20 protein-coding genes and 1 other RNA gene are annotated in these 19185 nt (G+C 74.0%); 15 read left to right on the top strand and 6 right to left on the bottom strand.

The genetic code is table 11. From position 1 onward, the window contains the following. Positions 1 to 95: 95 nt before the first annotated feature. The 5 genes from I598_RS17365 to I598_RS06380 all read right to left on the bottom strand — a co-directional run bounded on the left by I598_RS17365 (position 96) and on the right by I598_RS06380 (position 3999). Positions 96 to 1190 carry an AAA family ATPase gene (locus I598_RS17365; protein WP_198155765.1) on the bottom strand — a complete coding sequence of 365 codons (1095 nt, stop codon included), beginning with the start codon at positions 1188 to 1190 and terminating at the stop codon, positions 96 to 98. Continuing rightward, complete coding sequence (locus I598_RS17835) at positions 1187 to 1681, bottom strand: hypothetical protein (RefSeq protein ID WP_068202240.1); 495 nt, start codon at positions 1679 to 1681, stop codon at positions 1187 to 1189. The genes I598_RS17365 and I598_RS17835 overlap by 4 nt, the downstream gene beginning before the upstream one ends. A 141-nt stretch (positions 1682 to 1822) precedes the next feature. Beyond that, a complete protein-coding gene (locus I598_RS18250; protein WP_257722474.1) occupies positions 1823 to 1951 on the bottom strand; it encodes a hypothetical protein in 129 nt (42 codons plus the stop codon). Next, entirely contained in the window at positions 1948 to 2208 is a 261-nt protein-coding gene (locus tag I598_RS06385; RefSeq protein ID WP_068202237.1) for a helix-turn-helix transcriptional regulator, read from the bottom strand. Before I598_RS06385 ends, I598_RS18250 begins: the two co-directional genes overlap by 4 nt. A gap of 342 nt (positions 2209 to 2550) precedes the next feature. Continuing rightward, positions 2551 to 3999 (bottom strand): recombinase family protein, encoded by a 1449-nt coding sequence (locus I598_RS06380; protein ID WP_068202235.1) that lies wholly within the window; start codon positions 3997 to 3999, stop codon positions 2551 to 2553. Between the two features lie 147 nt (positions 4000 to 4146). Here I598_RS06380 and I598_RS06375 point away from each other — a divergent pair, with 147 nt between their 5' ends. From I598_RS06375 to I598_RS06305, 15 genes are all read left to right on the top strand, one after another. Next, positions 4147 to 4344: a hypothetical protein gene (locus I598_RS06375; protein WP_068202233.1), complete on the top strand. Its 198-nt coding sequence runs from the start codon at positions 4147 to 4149 to the stop codon at positions 4342 to 4344. Then, entirely contained in the window at positions 4341 to 4754 is a 414-nt protein-coding gene (locus I598_RS06370; protein WP_083972964.1) for a TadE family protein, read from the top strand. Before I598_RS06375 ends, I598_RS06370 begins: the two co-directional genes overlap by 4 nt. Further along, positions 4754 to 5242, top strand: a complete 489-nt coding sequence (locus tag I598_RS06365; protein WP_083972962.1) for a pilus assembly protein TadE — start codon at positions 4754 to 4756, stop codon at positions 5240 to 5242. The genes I598_RS06370 and I598_RS06365 overlap by 1 nt, the downstream gene beginning before the upstream one ends. Continuing rightward, on the top strand, positions 5239 to 5712 hold the full coding sequence (locus tag I598_RS06360; RefSeq protein ID WP_068202231.1) for a hypothetical protein: 474 nt from the start codon (positions 5239 to 5241) through the stop codon (positions 5710 to 5712). The genes I598_RS06365 and I598_RS06360 overlap by 4 nt, the downstream gene beginning before the upstream one ends. A 96-nt stretch (positions 5713 to 5808) precedes the next feature. Next, positions 5809 to 6918: a peptide chain release factor 2 gene (gene prfB, locus I598_RS06355; RefSeq protein WP_068202229.1), complete on the top strand. Its 1110-nt coding sequence runs from the start codon at positions 5809 to 5811 to the stop codon at positions 6916 to 6918. A gap of 225 nt (positions 6919 to 7143) precedes the next feature. Beyond that, positions 7144 to 8271 (top strand): cell division ATP-binding protein FtsE, encoded by a 1128-nt coding sequence (gene ftsE / locus I598_RS06350; RefSeq protein ID WP_232314279.1) that lies wholly within the window; start codon positions 7144 to 7146, stop codon positions 8269 to 8271. Positions 8272 to 8273: 2 nt separating this feature from the next. Next, positions 8274 to 9185 (top strand): permease-like cell division protein FtsX, encoded by a 912-nt coding sequence (gene ftsX, locus I598_RS06345; RefSeq protein WP_068202227.1) that lies wholly within the window; start codon positions 8274 to 8276, stop codon positions 9183 to 9185. 3 nt (positions 9186 to 9188) lie between these two features. Further along, the gene (locus I598_RS18280; RefSeq protein WP_068202225.1) at positions 9189 to 10700 is read left to right on the top strand and encodes a M23 family metallopeptidase; all 1512 of its coding nucleotides are present in this window, start codon (positions 9189 to 9191) and stop codon (positions 10698 to 10700) included. 97 nt (positions 10701 to 10797) lie between these two features. Next, positions 10798 to 11289 carry an SsrA-binding protein SmpB gene (gene smpB, locus I598_RS06335; RefSeq protein WP_068202223.1) on the top strand — a complete coding sequence of 164 codons (492 nt, stop codon included), beginning with the start codon at positions 10798 to 10800 and terminating at the stop codon, positions 11287 to 11289. Between the two features lie 98 nt (positions 11290 to 11387). Continuing rightward, positions 11388 to 11755: a transfer-messenger RNA gene (ssrA, locus tag I598_RS06330) on the top strand. 210 nt (positions 11756 to 11965) lie between these two features. After that, a complete protein-coding gene (locus I598_RS06325; RefSeq protein ID WP_068202221.1) occupies positions 11966 to 13018 on the top strand; it encodes an NAD(P)-dependent alcohol dehydrogenase in 1053 nt (350 codons plus the stop codon). A gap of 69 nt (positions 13019 to 13087) precedes the next feature. Then, a complete protein-coding gene (locus I598_RS06320; RefSeq protein ID WP_232314278.1) occupies positions 13088 to 14860 on the top strand; it encodes a beta-N-acetylhexosaminidase in 1773 nt (590 codons plus the stop codon). Next, positions 14857 to 16467 carry an N-acyl-D-amino-acid deacylase family protein gene (locus I598_RS06315; RefSeq protein WP_068202218.1) on the top strand — a complete coding sequence of 537 codons (1611 nt, stop codon included), beginning with the start codon at positions 14857 to 14859 and terminating at the stop codon, positions 16465 to 16467. The genes I598_RS06320 and I598_RS06315 overlap by 4 nt, the downstream gene beginning before the upstream one ends. A gap of 4 nt (positions 16468 to 16471) precedes the next feature. Further along, on the top strand, positions 16472 to 17611 hold the full coding sequence (locus I598_RS06310) for an alanine racemase (protein WP_068205051.1): 1140 nt from the start codon (positions 16472 to 16474) through the stop codon (positions 17609 to 17611). 9 nt (positions 17612 to 17620) lie between these two features. After that, positions 17621 to 18031: a RidA family protein gene (locus tag I598_RS06305; RefSeq protein ID WP_068202216.1), complete on the top strand. Its 411-nt coding sequence runs from the start codon at positions 17621 to 17623 to the stop codon at positions 18029 to 18031. Between the two features lie 46 nt (positions 18032 to 18077). On the opposite strand, the gene I598_RS06300 is transcribed toward I598_RS06305, so the two are convergent. Further along, complete coding sequence (locus I598_RS06300) at positions 18078 to 19040, bottom strand: DUF4349 domain-containing protein (RefSeq protein WP_068202215.1); 963 nt, start codon at positions 19038 to 19040, stop codon at positions 18078 to 18080. Between the last annotated feature and the right edge of the window lie 145 nt (positions 19041 to 19185).

The raw sequence follows: 19185 nt of genomic DNA, 5'->3' as shown, positions 1-19185 counted from the left end.
AGGTTCTCGGGAGCCGGTTGCCCCCTGGTTGCCCCTCTGGTTGGTTGCCCCCTCGGTTGCCCCGCTGCCAACCAGAAGGGCAACCGATCCGGCGGTCACGCCTCCGCCTCGTCTCGCTCGCGCACCTCGGCAGCAGCGTCCTTCCCTGCCGCAGTGACGTACCAGCGCGGGTGCTTCCCCTCGCCTCGGTTCTCGGCCAGACCCTCGGCGGCGAGCGTGTCGAGAAGCCCCTGCGTGCGCTCGCGGGCGGTCCGGCCCTTTCCCCAGCCGAGGTGGGCCGTCAGGCCGGACCCGGAGCGCGGTGCGCTCACGTCGTCCGCAAGGGCGATGAGGAGGGCGTCGCGAGGTTCGCGCTCGATGATGGTCACGTCGGTCTTCGCCTGCGCGCACCGGTAGCCGGTGACGACCGGGCGACCGTCCGGCAGCGTGCCCATGTCCGCCTCGACGGCGAGCGGGGCGACGCCGGTCCGGTTCTTCGTCGGCCGCAACGTGAGGCCCGAGGAGGTGCGCCGCAGCGACCACTCGATGTCTACGTCGTCCTGCTTCGCTCGCGAGCCGCGAGCGCCGCGTGACTCGTCCTTGCCGGTGTTGTCGGTTCGCAGCACGGTGATCCCTCGACGGCGCAGCATCGCGGCCGTGTGCCGGTAGTAGGCCCGCATCGTGTCGCCCTTGTCCTCCGGCCCCTCGGTGAGCCGTTGGAGCGAGTCGAGCACGAGCAGGTCACCCTCGGCGATGAACCAGCCGTCGAGCATGTCCGTGAGCGCCCGAGCACCGGCGGCGGTGTCCAGACCCGGCAGGTCCGGCATCCACTGGTGGATGAACCGTTCCGGGTCCACGCCCTCGGCGGCGCGCAGCGCGCCCCGGCGCTCCTCCAGGTCGTCGGGGCCGTTCTCCATGTCCACGTACAGCACCGAGGGCGCGTAGTCCTCGCTGTAGAGCGGGTCGTAGGCCGGTGCCAGCCCCGCCCACGGCAAGCCCTGGGAGATGTGCAGCGCCAGGTCGAGCGCGAGATTCGACTTCCCGGCACCGGCTCCCGCGACCAGGGACACCTGAGCGCCTACCGGCAGGAGCCCCGGGACGTGCCACTGTCGTGCCGGGCGGTCGCGAAACGTCGCGAAGTTGGTTGCCGGGAAGCGAGCTCGCAAGGCGGCGCGGCGCGCCTGCTCCGCCGCCACCTCGTGGGGGCTCATCGCTCGCCGAGCCCGTGCGAGACGAGCACGCCGCGAGACAGCCCGAGCCGGGCAGCCAGGCGCTCCTCGCGAGCGCGGGCAGCGTGGCACGCGCGGCAGCGGCGGTAGCCGGGGCGGGGAGCGTAGACGTTCGCGCTCCCCTCGCTCATGTCGTGCCCCCAGCCGCACACGTCGCGCTTGGGACGGTCCTCGCGGCGGTGGCAGGGCAGGCACAGGGGCCGGTAGCGCTCCGGGTCGATGGAGTAGACGACGGCCCCGCGACGCCCGCCGGACGTGCCCTCGAACTCCTCGGGGTCTCCGTGGTCGTAGGCCCACTCGGCAGCCTGCTCGCCGCAAGTCGCGCATACGTGGTCGGCGGCGCGCCCGAGCGAGGCCCGCAGCCGCCGGTGGACCGCCTCGTACGTCGGCGTGTCCGCATCGGGAAGGCGCGCCCATTCGCACGCCCAACGAACTGTGCGCGCTGTAGCCTGGTGGTCATCGGTAGTGCTCATCGAATCTCTCCGTTCGGTGTCTGGACGGCCCCACCCCGGTCAGGTGGGGCCGTCGTCGTATCTGGGGGGAGCCGCGCGGGCCGCTCCCGGCCGGAGCCGGGGTGATCGCCTCGACCGCAGAGGTGCAGCCCGCGCGGCGGTCTAGGGTCGGCGCACCGGCGGGGCGCTCGCGGAGAGCGCGGCGACCACGCGGGCGACCTGCTCGTCGGTCAGGGGCGGAAGTGCCGCAGCAGCTCGACGGGCAGCGGTGACGACGTCGGCGACGCTCATCGGGCGCTCGCGGGCAACGGCTTGGCGGCGTGGGTGATCCGACGGGCGCGGTGGACGCGGCTCGGCGGCTGCGAGCGCAGCATGTCTCGCACCTGCTGGACGTTCACGCGCACGCCGCGCTCGCCAGGAGCGCGGTAAGGGGTGAGGTAGCCCCGGTGCAGCCAGTTGCGGATCGTCTGCTCGCTGCGGCCGAACATGCGGGCTGCCGCAGGGATGGAGACGTACTGGAGTCGGGCGGGAGTGGTCGGGTCGGACACGAGTGCTCCTGGGAAGCGCGCAGTCCCGGGGCGCTAGGCGTTGTCCCGTTCCGCTGTACCTCGCACCTCGCGAACCCGGTGGGTCGCTCCCTCGCCGCCTCCCCGCGCTGTGCCCGGTGCTGGGTTGCGCGACTGACCGTGCTCCCGGGCGATCAGGCGACCGACCCCCGAGCGGTGTGTCTCGAACATAAGCCCAAAGCCCCATGCCAACAACATGATCCGGCCGCCGAGCGAACCCATCCATGGGGTCTCCACCCATCCATGAGCAGATGCCCTATCTGGACAAGCAGGAGCCCCCACGGTCGCGGGGACCGTGGGGGCTCCGGCCGAGCCGCAGAGGGCCTACTCGCCCACGGCCGTCAGCGTCAGCCGCTCGGGGGACCACCAGACGCCGCGCTTCGTCGCGGGCTGCACCTCGACGCGGAGCACGGCGGCGAGCACCGCGCGCTGGACGTCGAGAGGGGCGTCGAGGAACGCCTTCCCGGGGTCGTTCGAGGAGAGCACCGGGGCGAGCGCGGAGCGTGACACACGGGCCGCGAGCCGGGCGTCGATCTGCTCGACCTCGGCCTGGACCGTCGCCGTGGCGCGGGCGAGTTGCGCGCCCGTGAGGTGCCCGGCCGCGTAGTCGTCCTCGAACGCTGCGAGACGGGCCGCGAGCGCGGTGCGGCGCTCGTGGTCGGCGGTCGCCGCGTCGGAGTCCTTCGCTGCCGTCAGGGCGGCGACGACGCGGGGGTCGCGCACCCGCTCGGCGACGACCTCGCGCACGTAGGCGTCGGTGCGCTCCTGCGTGATCTGGAGGTGCGCAGCGGCAGTGCAGCGGTAGTGGACACGCTTGGCCTGGTTCGGCCGGTTCGACCCCGGCCCGGCCGTGGAGTCCGCGCGCATGACGGCACCGCAGCGCCCGCAGCGGTAGAGGTAGGACCCGAGCCAGCGGTTCTCCGACGACGTCGAGTTGGTGCGTCGCTTCGGGTTTGTCAGCAGCGACACGACCGCGCGCCAGGAGTCCTCGTCCACGACCGGCTCCCACTGCGCGGTGCCGATGACCTCGAACCCGGCTCGGTTCGCGGTCCCGTGCGCGATGAGCCCCGCGTTCCGCGCCCGCAGGAGCACGTCCCGGAGCAGGATCGGGCCCCACTCCTTGCCGCCGCTCGTGAGGTGCCCCTCGGCGTTGAGGTCGCGGCACACGGCCCGCAGTGAGCGGCCAGCGAGGACAGCCTTCGTCGCGTGGCGGATCACGTCCGCCTCCTCCTCGCGGTGGGTCACGCCGTCGCGCTCGAACCCGTAGGGGCGCTTCCCGCCCCGGTACTTGCCGTCCTTCGCGGCCTGCACCTTGGCGCGCTTCATACGCTCGCGGGCGTGGTCCACCTCGTGCTGCGCAGCAGCGCCGAGCATCCGGGCGACCATGCGGCCGGAGGCGGTCGAGAGGTCCACCTGCCCGGACCGGACCGTCTGCACCTGCAGGTCGTGCGACTCCGCGAGCGCGACGAACTCCTCCAGTTCGAGGGTGCGGCGGTGCAGGCGGTCGGTGTGCCACGCGACGACGGCCTGCACGCGCCCAGCCTTCACGTCGTCCAGCATCGCGAGGTAGCCGGGCCGGGGGGCACCGGAGTACGCGGAGACGTCGTTGTCGGCGTAGACCGCCGCGACGTCCCACCCGAGCCGGGCCGCGAGGTCGCGGCAGTCGGCTTCCTGCCGCTCGACGCCGAGCCCGCCTCCCGTCCGGTCGGACGAGATGCGGACGTAGATCGCGGCGCGGACGGGGGCGGCGGCGGGGCGCTTCGGGGTGCTCACAAGGGCAGATTAGTGGTTTTGAGTTCGCCATGCTCGTGCCGGTGGTCTTCCTGGTGCTGCCGATCACCGTCGTCTTCGCCGTCTTCCCGTCCCTGGCCACGCTCCGGATCGGACTCTGAGCCGTCCGCACGACCCGAAAGGTGCACCATGATCGCCGACCCGACCGACCACCCCGACCGCTCCGCTGTCGACGTACCGGTGGACGACCCCGAGCGGGGGGACGTGCCCGGCTGGGTGCTCGTCACGCTCATGACCGCCGGGTTGGTCGTCGCCCTGTGGGCGCTCGCCGGTCCGCTCCTGGAGCAGACGTTCACCGACGCGATCCAGAGCGTCACCGGTCCGTGAGCGAGGCGTCGGCCGTCGACGACGCCCGCGACCGCGACGTGCGGGAGCGCGGGTCGGCGGTCGCGGAGTTCGTCCTCGTCTCCGCGCTGCTGGTGGCGCTGTTCCTCGGCGTCGTCCAGCTCGCGCTCGCGTTGCACGTCCGGGTGCTGGTCGTCGATGCCGCGGCCGAGGGGGCGCGCGTCGCGGCGCGGACGGACCGTGACCTCGCCGCCGGCGCGGCCCGGACCCGGGACCTGCTCACGACGGCCCTCGACGAGCGATACGCACGGGACGTGAGCGTCCGCGAGACGGTCCGGGACGGCCTGCCCGTCGTGGAGGTCACGGTGCGGGCTCCGCTGCCCGTCGTCGGGCTGCTCGGACCGAGCGGCACGATGACGGCCGAGGGGCACGCCCTGGACGAGGACGCCTGATGCGCAGCAGCAGGGAGACGGTTGTCGACGGCGGGCCCGACGGCGCAGGCGGCGTCGACGCCGAGCGGGGGTCCGCGATGATCGAGTTCCTCGGGGCCGGGGTGCTGCTCCTCGTGCCGCTGGTCTACCTGGTGGTCGTGCTCGCGCAGGTGCATGCGGCGGCGTTCGCCGTCGAGGGCGCGGCGCGGGAGGCCGCACGGTCCGTCGTCACGGCGGAGACCTCGGCGCAGGGGGCGGCACGGGCGCAGGCCGCCACCGCCCTGGCGCTGGCGGACCAGGGGTTCGAGGTCGACCCGGGCGAGCTGCTCACCCTCGAGTGCTCGCACCAGCCCTGCCTGACGCCCGGCGCCACCGTCGGCGTGCACGTGCGCTACAGCGTCCCCCTGCCGCTGGTCCCCGCGGCGCTGCAGGGCTGGGTGCCCGTGGCCGTCCCCGTGGAGGCGTCGCACGTCGCCCCCGTCGAGGAGCACGTGGCGGTCAGGCCGTGAGGGGTGCCCACGCCCGTTCCGGCGACGACGACGGGCGGATCATGCTGCTGACCATCGGCTTCCTCGCCGTGGGTCTCATGCTGGTCGCGGCGGTGTCGTCGGCCGCCGCGGTCCATCTCGACCGCAAGCACCTCTTCGACCTCGCCGACTCCCTGGCGGTCGCGGGCGCCGACTCGATGCCCGAGGACGTGTACTACGGCGACGCCGTGGCTGCCCCCGACGCGACGGGGACCCTCACGCTCACCGACGCCTCCGTCGCGCACCGGGTGGCCGAGCATCTTGCGCTCCAGTCCGCCGCCACCGCGCCCGGTCTCCGTTCCGTCGTCGTGGTCGACGCCTCGACGCCCGACGGACGGTCCGCGACCGTGACCCTCGCCGCGACGTCGCGTCCGCCGCTGCTGCGCTGGTTCACCGACGCCTTCGGCGGCGGCATCACGGTCACGGCGACCGCGACCGCGCGCGGTGGCTGACGCGCCCGGCACGGACGCCGCGCCGGCCCTCGGCCGGTCGGTGCTCACCCCGTCACAGGCGGGACCGGACGTGACCCGGCGGTAGGGTGGTATCTCGTGGCCACCATCGACTTCCCCGCCGAGATCAAGGCGCTCCGCAGCACCCTCGAGTCCATCGAGGCCGTGAGCGACCCCACGGCCCTCCAGGCGAAGATCGCCGAGCTGTCGGAGCAGGCCGCCGCCCCCGACCTGTGGGACGACCCCGAGCAGGGTCAGAAGGTCACCAGCGCCCTGTCTGCGGTGCAGGCCGAGCTCGACCGTGTCAAGAAGCTTGCCGGCCGCATCGACGACGTCGAGGCCCTCGTCGAGCTGGGCCACGAGATGGACGACGAGGACTCGCTGATCGAGGCCGAGGCCGACGTCGCGAAGATCCGCAAGGACCTCGACGCCCTCGAGGTCCGCACCCTGCTCAGCGGCGAGTACGACGCCCGCGAGGCCGTCGTCACGATCCGCGCCGGCGCCGGTGGCGTCGACGCCGCGGACTTCGCCGAGATGCTCATGCGCATGTACCTGCGCTGGGCCGAGCGCCACGGCTACCCGACGAAGGTCATGGACACGTCCTACGCCGAGGAGGCCGGGCTGAAGTCGGCCACCTTCGAGGTGAACACGCCCTACGCGTTCGGCAACCTGTCCGTCGAGGCCGGGACGCACCGCCTGGTGCGGATCTCCCCGTTCGACAACCAGGGCCGCCGGCAGACGTCGTTCGCCGCCGTCGAGGTCGTGCCGCTCATCGAGCAGACCGACTCCATCGAGATCCCCGAGTCCGAGCTGAAGATCGACGTCTTCCGCTCCTCGGGCCCCGGCGGTCAGTCGGTGAACACCACCGACTCCGCCGTGCGCATGACGCACATCCCCACCGGCACCGTCGTGTCGATGCAGAACGAGAAGTCGCAGATCCAGAACCGCGCCGCCGCGCTCCGTGTCATGCAGTCCCGACTGCTGCTGATCCGTCAGCAGGAGGAGGCCGCGAAGAAGAAGGAGCTCGCCGGCGACATCAAGGCGAGCTGGGGCGACCAGATGCGCTCCTACGTCCTGCAGCCGTACCAGATGGTCAAGGACCTGCGCACCGAGCACGAGTCGGGCAACACGCAGGCGGTGTTCGACGGCGCGATCGACGACTTCATCGAGGCCGGGATCCGCTGGCGCCGCTCCGGCAGGGACAGCTGACCCTGCCCCCCGGCGCCGTCGTGCGCTGACTCGCGCCGTCGTGCGCTGACTCGCGCCGTCGTGCGCTGACTCGCGCCACTCTGGGCTGACCCGGCTCGAACGGGTGTCCGAGGCAACCGACCAACCCGCGGCGCCCCGGCGTGTCGTCCCCGGAGCGCCGGTGACGTGCGTGCGACTCTCGAATCCGGCAGGCACCCGACGGTGCGGGCCGGGAAGGGGCACGCCGTGATCCGGTTCGAGAACGTCTCGAAGGTCTACGAGCGCGGGGCACGTCCGGCGCTCGACGACGTCTCGGTCGACGTCGAGCGGGGCGAGTTCGTGTTCCTCGTCGGCGCGTCGGGGTCGGGCAAGTCGACGTTCCTGCGGCTGGTGCTGCGCGAGGAGCGGCCCACGGGCGGGCGGGTGTACGTCGCCGGGCGCGACCTGACCCGGCTGTCGTCGTGGCGGGTCCCCGGCCTGCGCCGGGGGATCGGCATGGTGTTCCAGGACTTCCGGCTGCTGCCGAACAAGACGGTGTACGAGAACGTGGCGTTCGCGCTGCAGGTGATCGGCAGGCCGCGGCACGTCATCCGCAGCACGGTGCCCGAGGTGCTGGAGTGGGTGGGCCTGGACGGCAAGGAGCGGCGGCGTCCGCACGAGCTGTCGGGCGGTGAGCAGCAGCGCGTCGCGATCGCGCGGGCGTTCGTCAACCGGCCGCCGATCCTCCTGGCCGACGAGCCGACGGGCAACCTGGACCCGACGACGTCGCTCGGCATCATGCGGCTACTGGACCGCATCAACCGGACGGGGACCACCGTGGTCATGGCCACGCACGACGACGAGATCGTCAACGAGATGCGCCGCCGCGTGGTGGAGCTTTCGACCGGTCACGTGGTGCGTGACGAGGCCGAGGCGGCCTACGGGCGGCGTGAGGAGATCCTGCCCGCGGTGGGTCCCGCGCCGGGCCTGGACGCCCCGGGGCGCGGTGTCCCGACGCCGCGGATCACGGTGCAGCCGGAGCCGGGCGACGTGGCCGCGGAGCGTGCGGCCGAGGAGGCCGCGGAGCACGGGGTGTTCGAGGAGGAGCCGCTGCCCGAGGAGGAGACCGTGCCGTCGCGCCGCACGCGTGGCGGGGCGCCCGCGTACCGGTCCGGCGACGACGTGGCCCCCGACGCGGCCGCGGAGGTCGTCCCGCCGGCCGTCGGTGAGGCGCCGGACGAGCACGCTCTCGACGATGCGGCCACGGACGGCCCGGTTGGCCCGGACGGCCCGGGCGGCCCCGACGCCTTCCCGGACGACGGTGCGGCCGGCCCGGACGAGCGGCCGAGGCGCCACGAGCTGTCCGGTGCCGCGCGCGGTCAGCGGGAGGTCTGAGCGTGCGACTCCAGTTCGTGCTCGGTGAGGTGCTCCTGGGCCTGCGGCGCAACGCGACGATGGTCGTGTCGGTGGTGCTGGTGACGTTCGTGTCCCTGACGTTCGTCGGGGCGGCGGCTTTGCTCCAGCTCCAGGTGACGAAGCTCAAGGGCGACTGGTACGACCTGGTGGAGGTGTCGGTCTTCCTGTGCCCGCAGGGGTCGACGTCGCCGGCCTGCGCGGGCGGCGAGGCGACCGAGGAGCAGGTGGCGGCCCTGGAGCGGACCATCGAGACCGACCTGGGCGACATCGTCGCGACGACGTGGTTCGAGTCGAAGGCCGAGGCGTTCGAGGCGTTCAGCGAGCGCTACCCGGACGGGTACGAGGGCACCCAGCTGACGGAGGACGACATGCAGGCGTCGTTCCGCCTGCAGCTGTCCGACCCGGAGCAGTACCAGGTGGTCGACGAGGTGCTGTCGGGGCGTGACGGCGTCGAGGTGGTGGAGGACCAGCGGGCCGCGTTCGAGCCGCTGTTCCTCGTGCTGAACCGGGCGTCGTTGGTGGCCGTCGGGCTGGCGGCGGTGATGCTGCTGGCAGCCACCCTGCTCATCGTCACGACGATCAGGTTGTCGGCGGTGTCCCGGCAGCGGGAGACCGGGATCATGCGCCTCGTGGGGGCGTCGACGCTGTTCGTGCAGCTCCCGTTCATGCTGGAGGGTGCGATCGCGGCGCTGGTGGGGGCGGTGCTCGCGGTGGCGGGACTGTGGGCGGCCGTGCAGTATCTGGTCGTGGACTGGCTGGCGGAATCCGTGGACTGGGTGAGCAGCGTGACCACCACGGACGTGCTGACGATCGCGCCCCTGCTGCTGGGGGTGGCGGTCGCGCTGGCGGCCGTCTCCTCCGCCCTGACCCTGCACCGCTACACGAGGGTGTGACCCGTGCGAGCCACTGACCTGCGCAAGGCGCTCGGCGCCGCCCTCGTCGGGCTGCTCCTGCTCGGCCCGGCGATGCCGGTGGGCGCGGACGAGCTGGACGACCAGCGCGCCGCCGCCGAGGAGCAGCAGCGCCAGAAGGAGGCGGAGCGCGAGGACCTGCAGCACGAGCTGGAGGACGCGAACGACGCGTTCCGCCAGGCGGTCCTCGACCTCAACGAGGTGGAGGGGCGGCTGCCGGTCGCGCAGGCGGAGCTGGCGGAGGCGCAGGCCGTGCTGGCGGAGGCACGCCGCAAGGCGGAGGTCCTGGCGGACCGGCTGGCGGCGGCGGAGGCCGAGGAGCGCGAGGTCGCCGGGCAGATCGAGGAGGGCGCGGGCCAGGTCGAGGAGGCCCGCTCGGACGTCGTGGCGATGGCGCGCGAGGCGTACCGGCGCGGCGACGACCTGAGCACGCTGGGTCTGGTGACGGGCGCGCAGTCGACGCAGGAGTTCCTCGACGACGTGGCGGTGACGTCGTCGGCGGCGCGGAGCCGGTCGCGCGCGGTGACGGACCTGCAGGAGGCGGAGACGGTCGCGCGGAACCAGCAGGCGCGCCTGGACGCCGTCCGCGAGACCATCGCGGAGCTGAAGGCCGAGGCGGACGCCAACGTGGTGGCGGCGGAGGCGGCCGAGCAGGAAGCGGCCGAGCGCAAGGCGGAGGTCGAGCGGCTCATCGCGGAGCAGGAGGCGCTGAAGGCGACGATCGCGGAGCAGCGGGACGAGACGATCACCGAGCTCGAGGAGAACGAGGACCAGCGCTCCGACCTCGAGGCGCAGATCAAGGAGCTGATGGTCAAGCAGGAGGAGCGTGACCGTCGGCTCGAGGAGGAGCGCAAGCGTCGCGAGGAGGCCGCGCGCAAGCAGCGGGAGGCGGAGGCGGCGGCCCAGCGTCGCGCCGAGCAGGAGGCCGAGCGGCAGGCCGAGAAGGAGGCCGGGCGGCAGGGCTCCGGCGGTGGCGGCAACAGCTCGGGCGGGGGCAACGGCTCCGGCAGTGGCGGCGGTTCGGGCGGGAGCGGCAGCTCCGGAGGCTCCGGTGGTGGCGGCAACGGCGGCGGTGGCGGCGGCTCGTCGTCGGGCCCGTTCCTGGGGTGGCCGACGGCGTACCCGGTGGTGACGAGCTCCTACGGGATGCGCTACCACCCGTCGCTGAACTACTGGCGCCTGCACGCGGGCACCGACATCCGCGCGTACTGCGGCACGCCGATCTACGCCGCGGAGAGCGGCTACGTGGAGCAGGCGTACTTCGGCAGCGGGCCGGGCAACAACGTGCTCATCAACCACGGCCGGCACCAGGGCGACAGCGTGATGTCCCGCTACCTGCACCTGTCCCGCGACACGGTGTTCGTGGGGGAGAAGGTCGACCGTGGCGAGATCATCGGCTACTCGGGCACGACGGGGACGTCGACGGCGTGCCACCTGCACTTCGAGGTGTACGTCAACGGCAGCACGGTGGATCCGATGAGCGGCTGGCTGGGCTGACCCGCCCCGGCTCGGGCGGGCTTCGCCGGCGGAGAAAATCGCTGGGACGTCGTCGTCGGCCGCGTATCCTGGGACGTCGCACCAGGAAGGAGGAGCCATGGCCAAGAACGCCAAGAAGAAGCCGGAAGACCCCCGCAAGGTGGTGGCGAACAACAAGAAGGCACGTCACGACTTCGTGATCGAGGACGTCTTCGAGGCGGGCATCGTGCTCTCGGGCACGGAGGTCAAGGCCCTGCGGATGGGACGCGCGTCGCTGGTGGACGGCTACGTCGCGATCGACCGGGACGAGGCGTGGCTGGAGAACGTGCACATCCCGGAGTACTTCCAGGGCACGTGGAACAACCACGCCCCGCGGCGCAAGCGCAAGCTGCTGCTGCACCGTGAGGAGATCGACCGGCTCGGGGTGAAGGCGCGCGAGAAGGGTCACACGATCATCCCGCTGCGGCTGTACTTCCTCGACGGTCGCGCCAAGGTGGAGATCGCCCTGGCGCGCGGCAAGAAGGAGTACGACAAGCGGCACGCCCTGCGCGAGCAGCAGGACATGCGCGAGGCGCACCGCGCGATTCGCCACCAGGAGCTGCTCTCCTGAGGTCGCGTGCTGTCCCGCCGGAATGTCGGTGCGGGGCGCGGCGTTCTTCCACTACGATGGGACGGTCGGCCTGCGGGTCGGCGGTTGACAACACCACAGGGGCTGATCGGTTTCGACGGTGGTCGTGCTTCCAGGAGAAGCGGGCCGAGGATGCAGGCTCATCTCGTGAACGCTTGCCTGCAAACCTATAGGTGCCGATAACAAGCGCACCGACTTCGCCCTCGCCGCCTGAGCGAGTCCCGAAGTCCGTGAGCCCGGGATCGCTCTCGACCCGGTAGCTCGCGTCATCTAGAGAGCCACTGCTCGTCGCCCTCGTCACCGGGGCGGCGGGGACTTTCAGGTGACTGGGCCCGTCCGCACCTTGTCTGCGTGAGTGCGGGGGCCGAGAAAAGCACAGCAGACTGCGCCCGGAGAAGTCCTGGAACAGCGTCACCGGACCGGGGTTCGATTCCCCGCAGCTCCACAGCCCTGAGAGGCCCCGCCACGGCGGGGCCTCTCGTCGTTCCGGGGCGGTGCCCGGAGTGGCACGGGCCGGCACGCCCGGGGTGTGACGTCGGTCGCTTCTGTCGCCCGAGGCACCTTTCCATGCGAACGCATGCTTACGGTGAGTGGTGTCCCGCCGTCACGAGCGGCGGGCCCGCCGAGGACGTCACCACGTCAGGAAGAAGGCATCGCCGTGCGAGCCGTCGTGTTCGAGAAGTTCCAGTCCGCTCCGGTCGTCACCGAGGTCGACCGGCCCACCCCCGGGCCGGGGGAGGTGCTCCTCAAGGTCGCGGGCTCGGGCGCCTGCCACTCCGACGTGAGCATCTACGCCGAGTTCACGGCGGACAACCCGGCGGGCATCGCGCCGCCGTTCGTCCTCGGCCACGAGGTCTCCGGCTGGGTCGAGGAGCTCGGTGAGGGAGTCCGGGGCGTGGAGGTCGGGTCGGCGCACCTCGTCTACGGCCCGATCGGCTGCGGCCGCTGCGCGGCCTGCTCGCGCGGCCAGGACACCTACTGCGAGAACGTGGCGAGCATGCCGTACCTCGCGACCGGCATCGGCCGCGACGGCGGCATGGCCGAGTACGTGACCGTCCCGGTGCGGAACCTGGTCCCGCTCGGGGACGCCGACCCGGTCGCCGCCGCGCCGCTGAGCGACGCCGCGCTCACGCCGTACCACGCGATCAAGCTCGCCCTGCCGAACCTGGCGGGCGGCGGTCGCTTCGCGCTCGTCGTCGGGCTCGGCGGCCTGGGGCAGATCGCCGTGCAGATCCTCACGGCCCTGACGGGCGCGACCGTCATCGCGACGGACATGAAGCCGGACGCCATGGAGCGCGCCGCCGCCGCGGGCGCCGTCACCGTCCCCGGCGGCGAGGGGCAGGTCGAGGCGATCCGCGCCATCACGGGCGGGCGCGGCGTCGACGCCGCCTTCGACTTCGTGGGTGCGGGTCCGACGATCCGCACGGCGCAGGCGTCGATGGCGCGCCAGGGCCGGCTCACCGTCGTGGGGATCGCCGGGGGCGCGGCCGAGTGGTCGTTCTTCGCGAATCCCTACGAGGCGACGCTGACCAACACCTACTGGGGCACCCTCGAGGAGCTGCACGAGGTGGTGGCGATGTACCGCGCCGGTCAGATCCGCCCTGACGTCGAGAAGTTCGCCCTGGAGGACGCGCTCGAGGCGTACCGCCGGCTCGAGGAGGGCTCGCTGACGGGGCGTGCCGTCGTCGTGCCGCACGCCCCGGTTCACTGACCGGACACCACGGCGTGGCGCCGGGGGAGATTGTCAGGATCGCTCCCTAATTCCGCTAGGGTGAGCGGTGTGGCCGACGACACACCGTTCCCGGCGCCGACGTCGGCGCCGCCCACCGTGCCCTTACCTGCCCGCGCCGAGGGGGGAGGCGGGGCCGTCGTCCTGACCGATGGCACCCGCCTCGCCGTGCACCCCGCGCTGCGCGCGGCGGGCCGCTGGTGGCGCCGGGTGACCGAGGAGGCGTTCGGGCTCGAGATCGTCGGCGACCTGGCACCCGGACCGACACCGCACGACGCGCGGCCCGGATCCCCGCGCGTCGCCGTCGACCTCGACCCCGGCCTCCCCGACGGCGGCTACACGCTGCGCACCGGCGAGGACGGTGTACACGTCACCGCGGCGGACCCGGCGGGGGCGCACGCCGCGGTCCAGACGCTGCGCCAGCTCGCCGGGCCCGACGCGTTCCGGCGTGCGCCGGTCCGTACCGACCACACCCTCGCGCTGCCCGCGGTGAACCTCACCGACGCTCCTGCGCACGCGTGGCGCGGCGTGCTGCTCGACGTCGCCCGGCACTTCCTGCCGACGGCCGACGTCCTGCGGTTCGTCGACCTCGCCGCCATGCACCACCTCGACGTGCTGCACCTGCACCTGACGGACGACCAGGGGTGGCGGTTCGCGTCGCGACGGCACCCGCGGCTGCACGAGGTCGGCTCCTGGCGCACGTTCAGCACCGTCGGCACCTGGCGCACGGGGACGCCGGACGGTCGGCCGCACGGCGGTCACTACACCCCGGACGACCTGCGCGAGATCGTCGCGTACGCCCGTGAGCGCGGCGTCATGGTGGTCCCCGAGATCGACGTGCCGGGGCACACGCAGGCGGTGCTGGCCGCGTACCCGCACCTCGCCGCGCAGGACGGCCCGCACGAGGTGCTCACCACGTGGGGCGTCAGTGCCGACGTCCTCGACCCCTCCGAGGAGGCGCTGGCGGTGTTCCGCGACGTCCTCGACGAGGTGTGCGAGGTCTTCGACGCGCCCTTCGTGGCGCTGGGCGGCGACGAGGTGCCGCTGACCGCCTGGCGGGCGCGTCCCGACCTGGTCGAGCGCGCCGCGGCGCTGGGCCTCACGGACGCCACCGGCGCGGGCGACGTCGCCCGCCTGCACGGCTGGTTCGTGGCCCGGCTGGCCGACCACCTGCGGACGCTCGGGCGGCGCGCGGTGGTGTGGGACGAGGCGTTCGGCCCGGACCTGCCGGGGGACGCCGTCGTGCTGTGCTGGCGCGGCCACGAGGTGGCGCTGGAGGCGATGGCCGCGGGCCACGACGTCGTGCTGGCGCCCGAGCAGGAGGTCTACCTGGACCACCGCGCCTCGGACGACCCGGACGAGCCCGTCCCCGTCGGCTTCGTCCGCACGACGGCGGACCTGTTCGCGTTCGAGCCGCTGCCCGACGCCGTGCGGGCGTCCCGCCCCGACCTGCCGGACGACCTCCCCGGCCGGCTGCTCGGGGCGCAGGCGCAGGTCTGGACCGAGCACCTGGACTCGGCGCGCCGGGTCGACTACGCGACGTTCCCGCGGCTGGCCGCGTTCGCCGAGGCGGTGTGGACGACCCGCCCGGAGTCCCGGGCGGTGGGCGGCCCCGCGTCCGCGCGGTTCCTCGACCGCCTCGACCGTCATCACCTGCCACGGCTCGACGCCGCGGGCGTGGAGTACCGCCCGCCCGCCGGCCCGCACCCGTGGCAGCGCCGGCCGGGCGTGCAGGGCCACCCCCGCGACCTCGCCGCCGAACGTGCCGCGGCGGGCTGGCGCGGTGCCGGCGGCTGGGTCGAGGGTGCGGGGGACGGGTCGTGAGGGGCGCGGTCGACGTCGTCCGGGGCGCTGTGCTGCCGCTGCCGGACGGCGGTCTGAGCGGCCCGGTCGACCTCCACCTGGCCGAGGGGCGGGTGCGCGACGTCGTCCCGGCGTCGGCGCGGACCCCTGCGGGACGGGTGCTGGAGGCGGGTGGTCGCATCGCCCTGCCGGGGCTGGTCGACGCGCACGTGCACGCCGGGGGAGCGGTGTTCGACCCGGAGGTCCAGCTCGCGCTGCTGCGCCAGGGCGTGACGTCGATCGTGACCGGTGCCGACGGCGTCGGGTACGCGCCGTCGGACCGGGCGAGCCTGCTCTGGGCGAGCGGCTACTTCGCCGGGATCGACGGCGACCACCCGCGCTTCGCGGGCGGGACGGTCGCCGAGCTGCTGGCCACGTACGAGCGGACGACGCCCGTCAACGTCGGGGTGCTGGTGCCGCACGGGACGGTCCGGCACCTGGTGCTCGGCACCGCGCAGCGCCGGGCGAGCCGGGCCGAGGCGGAGAAGATGGCGTCCGTCGTGGCGCAGGCCTTCGCCGACGGGGCGCTCGGCCTGTCGACGGGCCTGGAGTACGTGCCGGCGGCGTGGGCCGACCACGCCGAGCTGGTGGCGCTGGCCCGGGTCGCGGCCGAGCACGGCCTGCCGCACGTGTCGCACATGCGCGGCTACGAGGCCCGTGCCGCCCGCGCCTTCGCCGAGCTGCTGCGGCTGTCCGCCGACACGGGGGTGGCGACCCACGTGTCGCACCTGCACGGTCCCGCGGACACGCTGGTCGCGATGCTCGACGACGCGCTCGCCCAGGGCCACGACGTCACGTTCGACTCCTACCCCTACCTGCGCGGCTGCTCGATCCTCGCGATGGTCGCCCTGCCCACGTGGCTGCCGCTGGCCGACCCCGACGCCACCCTGTCCGCGATCGACGCGCCCGCGCTGCGGCTACGCCTGCGGGCGCACCTGGCGGGCCTGGACGACCTGTGGCCGCGCGTCACGCTCGCCTGGGTGCCCGGGCTCGGGGCGGAGGAGCAGGTGGCGGGCCGCCCGCTCGTCGAGGTGGCGGCGCGCTGGGGCGTCAGCCCGGGCGACGCCGCCCTGCGGGTGCTGCGGGCGTCGCGCCTGCGGGCGAGCTGCGTGTTCGCCCAGCCACCGACGAACAGCGCGGAGTCGGTGCGCCGGCTGGCCGGGCACCGTGCGCACCTCGGCGGCTCGGACGCCATCTACCAGCCGGTGGGCGCCGACGCGGGGCAGGGTCGCCCGCACCCGCGGGGCTGGGGTGCGTTCGCGCGGTTCCTCGCCCAGCAGGTGCTGGGTTCCGGCGACTGGTCGTGGCACGACGCCGTCGAGCACCTGTCGGCGCGGCCCGCCCGCCGCTTCCGGCTGGCGGGTCGGGGCTCGCTGGCGCCCGGTGCGGTCGCGGACGTCGTGCTGGTCGACCCGGCCACGCTCGTGGACCGCGCCACCTACGACGACCCCCGCCGCCCCGCGACCGGTGTCGACGACGTCGTCGTCGCAGGGGTGCCGGTGCTGGTCGACGGCGAGGCGACCCGCGCCCGACCGGGGCGCGCGCTGCGCCCGGGCGCACCGGACCCGGCGCCACGTGCGGGAGGCTGAGGCCATGAGGATCGACGACCCCGGCCGCTCGTGGCCGCTGCTGACCCTGGACCGCGACGCGGTGGAGCACGACGTCGCGACCGTGGCGGGCGTGATGGCCGCCCACGGCGTCGACCACGCGCCGCACGTCAAGACGCACATGGCGCGCGGGCTGTGGGAGCGGCAGGCCGCGGCCGGGGCATGGGGTGCCACGGTGGCGACGCCGCGCCAGCTCGCGACGGTGCTGCGCTGGGGCGTGCGCCGCGTGGTGCTGGCGAACGAGCTGGTGGACCCGCGCGACGCGGCGTGGTTGCGGGGCGTGCTCGACGCCGACGGCGCCGACGAGGTGTGGGTGTACGTGGACTCCGTGCCCGGGGTGCGGACCCTCGCCGCGGCCTTCGGCGACACCGCGCACGAACGGCTGGGGGTGCTGGTGGAGCTCGGCGTGCCCGGCGGCCGGACGGGGGTGCGCTCCGTGGCCGAGGCGGTCGGCCTGGCGCGGGACGTCGTCGCGGCGGGGCTGCGGCTCGTCGGTGCGGCGGGGTACGAGGGCCCGGCGGCGACGGGCGCCGACCCGCGGGCCGGCGTCGCGCGCTGGTGCGCCGACCTGCTGGCGGCCGCCGACGCGCTCGCCGACCTGGTCGCGGGCGACGTCGTCGTCAGCGCGGGCGGCAGCGCGTACGCCGACGTGGTGCTCACCGCGCTCGCGCGGCGGCCGGGCGTGCGCGCCGTGCTGCGCTCGGGCGCGTACGTCACGCACGACCACGGCCACTACCGGCGCGCCGACCCGTGGACACGGCTCGGCGCCGCACCGCTGCGGCCGGCGATCACCGTGTGGGCGGCGGTGCTGTCGGCCCCCGAGCCGGGCCGTGCCGTGTGCGGGATGGGTCGCCGGGACGTCTCGTTCGACATCGACCTGCCGATCCCGCTGCGGGCGCACGCGGTCGACGGCGCGGGTCGGCTCGGGCCCGCCCGGCTGCTGACCGCCACGGTGACGGCCCTCGACGACCAGCACGCCTATCTCGACACCCCGGACGACGACCTCGCGCCCGGTGACGTCGTCGCGTTCGGCGTCTCCCACCCGTGCACGACCCTGGACAAGCACCGCACCGGCCTGCTCGTCGACGGCCTCGACGTCGTCGACGAGCTCGCCCTCGAGCTCTGAGGAGGAGCGATGAGCAAGACCCCGATCAGCACGCCGCACGCCCCGGCCCCCGCCCACACCTTCCACCAGGGGGTGCGGCGCGGGCCGTTCCTCCAGGTGTCCGGCCAGGGGCCGGTGGACCCGGCGACGGGGGAGTACCTGCACCCCGGGGACGTGGCCGCGCAGACGACGCGCACGCTGGAGAACGTGCGGGCGATCGTCGAGGCGGGGGGTGCGTCGTTCGACGACGTGATGATGCTCCGCGTCTACCTGACGACCCGGGACGACTTCGCCGCGATGAACGACGCGTACGGCGAGTTCGTCGCGGCGCACTGCCCGTCGGGGGTACTGCCGAGCCGGACGACGGTCATGACCGGCCTGCCGCGCGCGGAGATGCTGGTCGAGATCGACGCCTTCGCGGTCGTCGACGACGCGGCCTGACGGGGAGGGCCGCCGGGGCGGGGTGACGCCCGCCCCGGCGACACGTCTACCGGGTGAGCGCGGGCTCGCGCTCGGGGTCCTGCGAGGGGGCCTCGGGTGCGGGCCCGTCGTCGTCGGCGCTCTCCCCGGGACCGTCGCCCGGCCCGGCCGGCGGCGCGGGGCGGCGACGGCGGACCAGGAGGTAGGCGACCCAGCCGGCCGCGGCGAGGGCGAGCCAGGGGAGGAGCACCCCCAGGACGAGCACGACCGTGCTCAGGGTGGCCACCAGAGCGCTCCATCCGGTGGCGAGGCCGTCGACGAACCCGCTGCGCGGAGCGCTCACGGGTGCGGAGGTCGCGGTGACGGTGATGTCGATGGTGGACATCGCGACCTGGTCGGTGAGCGCCGCCCGCTGGGCGACCAGCGAGTCGAGCTCCGCCTGGCGGGCGGCGAGCTCGCGCTCGACCTCCAGGAGGTCGGCCGTGGTGGCCGCCGAGCCCATGAGCTCGACGAGCCGCGCGGTGGAGGTCTCCAGGGCGGAGATGCGGGCGTCGAGGTCCTGTCCCTGGCTGGTGACGTCCTCGCGGCCGATCTCGACGCTCTTCAGCTCGGCGACGTCGGACAGGGCGTCGATCGTGCCGGTCGTCAGGTCGACGGGGAGGCGGGCCCGCAGCGAGCCGTGGCCGGGCTCGCCGTCGGCGCCCGGCGACTCGACCAGGCTCTCGATGCGTCCGCCCGCCTGCTCGACCATGCGGACGATCTCGTCGATCGCCGCGACGGGGTCGTCGGCGACGAGCTCCGCCGAGCCGGAGACGACGACCTCCCGGTCGACGACGGCGGACTCCTCGGCGTCGGCACCGGGGGCGACGGAGGCGGCGGCCTCGCCGGCGGCGGGACCGGCCTGGTCCTGGGCGGCCGATCCGGCGGACTCGGCCGCGCTCTCGTCGCTGCCGGAGCAGGCCGCGAGGCCGAGGGCGAGCAGCAGCGCGAGGGCCGTGGTGGCGACCGGGCGGCGTGCGGCGAGCGTCATGGCTCCGACTGTAGGGCCCTGACCTGCTCGGACGAGGGTCGCGGTGACGATCGTGATGGGACCGTGCCATGGTCGTGACCTGCGCGCGTCCCGCGTTCAGCGACACCCTGTAACGATCCGATAACGAAGGGGTGCGGACATTGAC

The organism is Isoptericola dokdonensis DS-3 (assembly GCF_001636295.1).
GTDB lineage: Bacteria > Actinomycetota > Actinomycetes > Actinomycetales > Cellulomonadaceae > Isoptericola > Isoptericola dokdonensis.
This window is presented reverse-complemented; position numbering and strand designations above follow the sequence as displayed.

Excerpts from the sequence above, each read along its gene's own strand:
- I598_RS06365 (WP_083972962.1), top strand. The coding sequence starts at position 4,754 with ATGCGCAGCAGCAGGGAGACGGTTGTCGACGGCGGGCCCGACGGCGCA.
- I598_RS06375 (WP_068202233.1), top strand. The coding sequence starts at position 4,147 with ATGATCGCCGACCCGACCGACCACCCCGACCGCTCCGCTGTCGACGTA.
- I598_RS06310 (WP_068205051.1), top strand. The coding sequence starts at position 16,472 with ATGAGGATCGACGACCCCGGCCGCTCGTGGCCGCTGCTGACCCTGGAC.
- I598_RS18250 (WP_257722474.1), bottom strand. The coding sequence starts at position 1,951 with ATGAGCGTCGCCGACGTCGTCACCGCTGCCCGTCGAGCTGCTGCGGCA.
- I598_RS17365 (WP_198155765.1), bottom strand. The coding sequence starts at position 1,190 with ATGAGCCCCCACGAGGTGGCGGCGGAGCAGGCGCGCCGCGCCGCCTTG.
- I598_RS06300 (WP_068202215.1), bottom strand. The coding sequence starts at position 19,040 with ATGACGCTCGCCGCACGCCGCCCGGTCGCCACCACGGCCCTCGCGCTG.
- smpB (WP_068202223.1), top strand. The coding sequence starts at position 10,798 with ATGGCCAAGAACGCCAAGAAGAAGCCGGAAGACCCCCGCAAGGTGGTG.
- I598_RS17835 (WP_068202240.1), bottom strand. The coding sequence starts at position 1,681 with ATGAGCACTACCGATGACCACCAGGCTACAGCGCGCACAGTTCGTTGG.
- I598_RS06305 (WP_068202216.1), top strand. The coding sequence starts at position 17,621 with ATGAGCAAGACCCCGATCAGCACGCCGCACGCCCCGGCCCCCGCCCAC.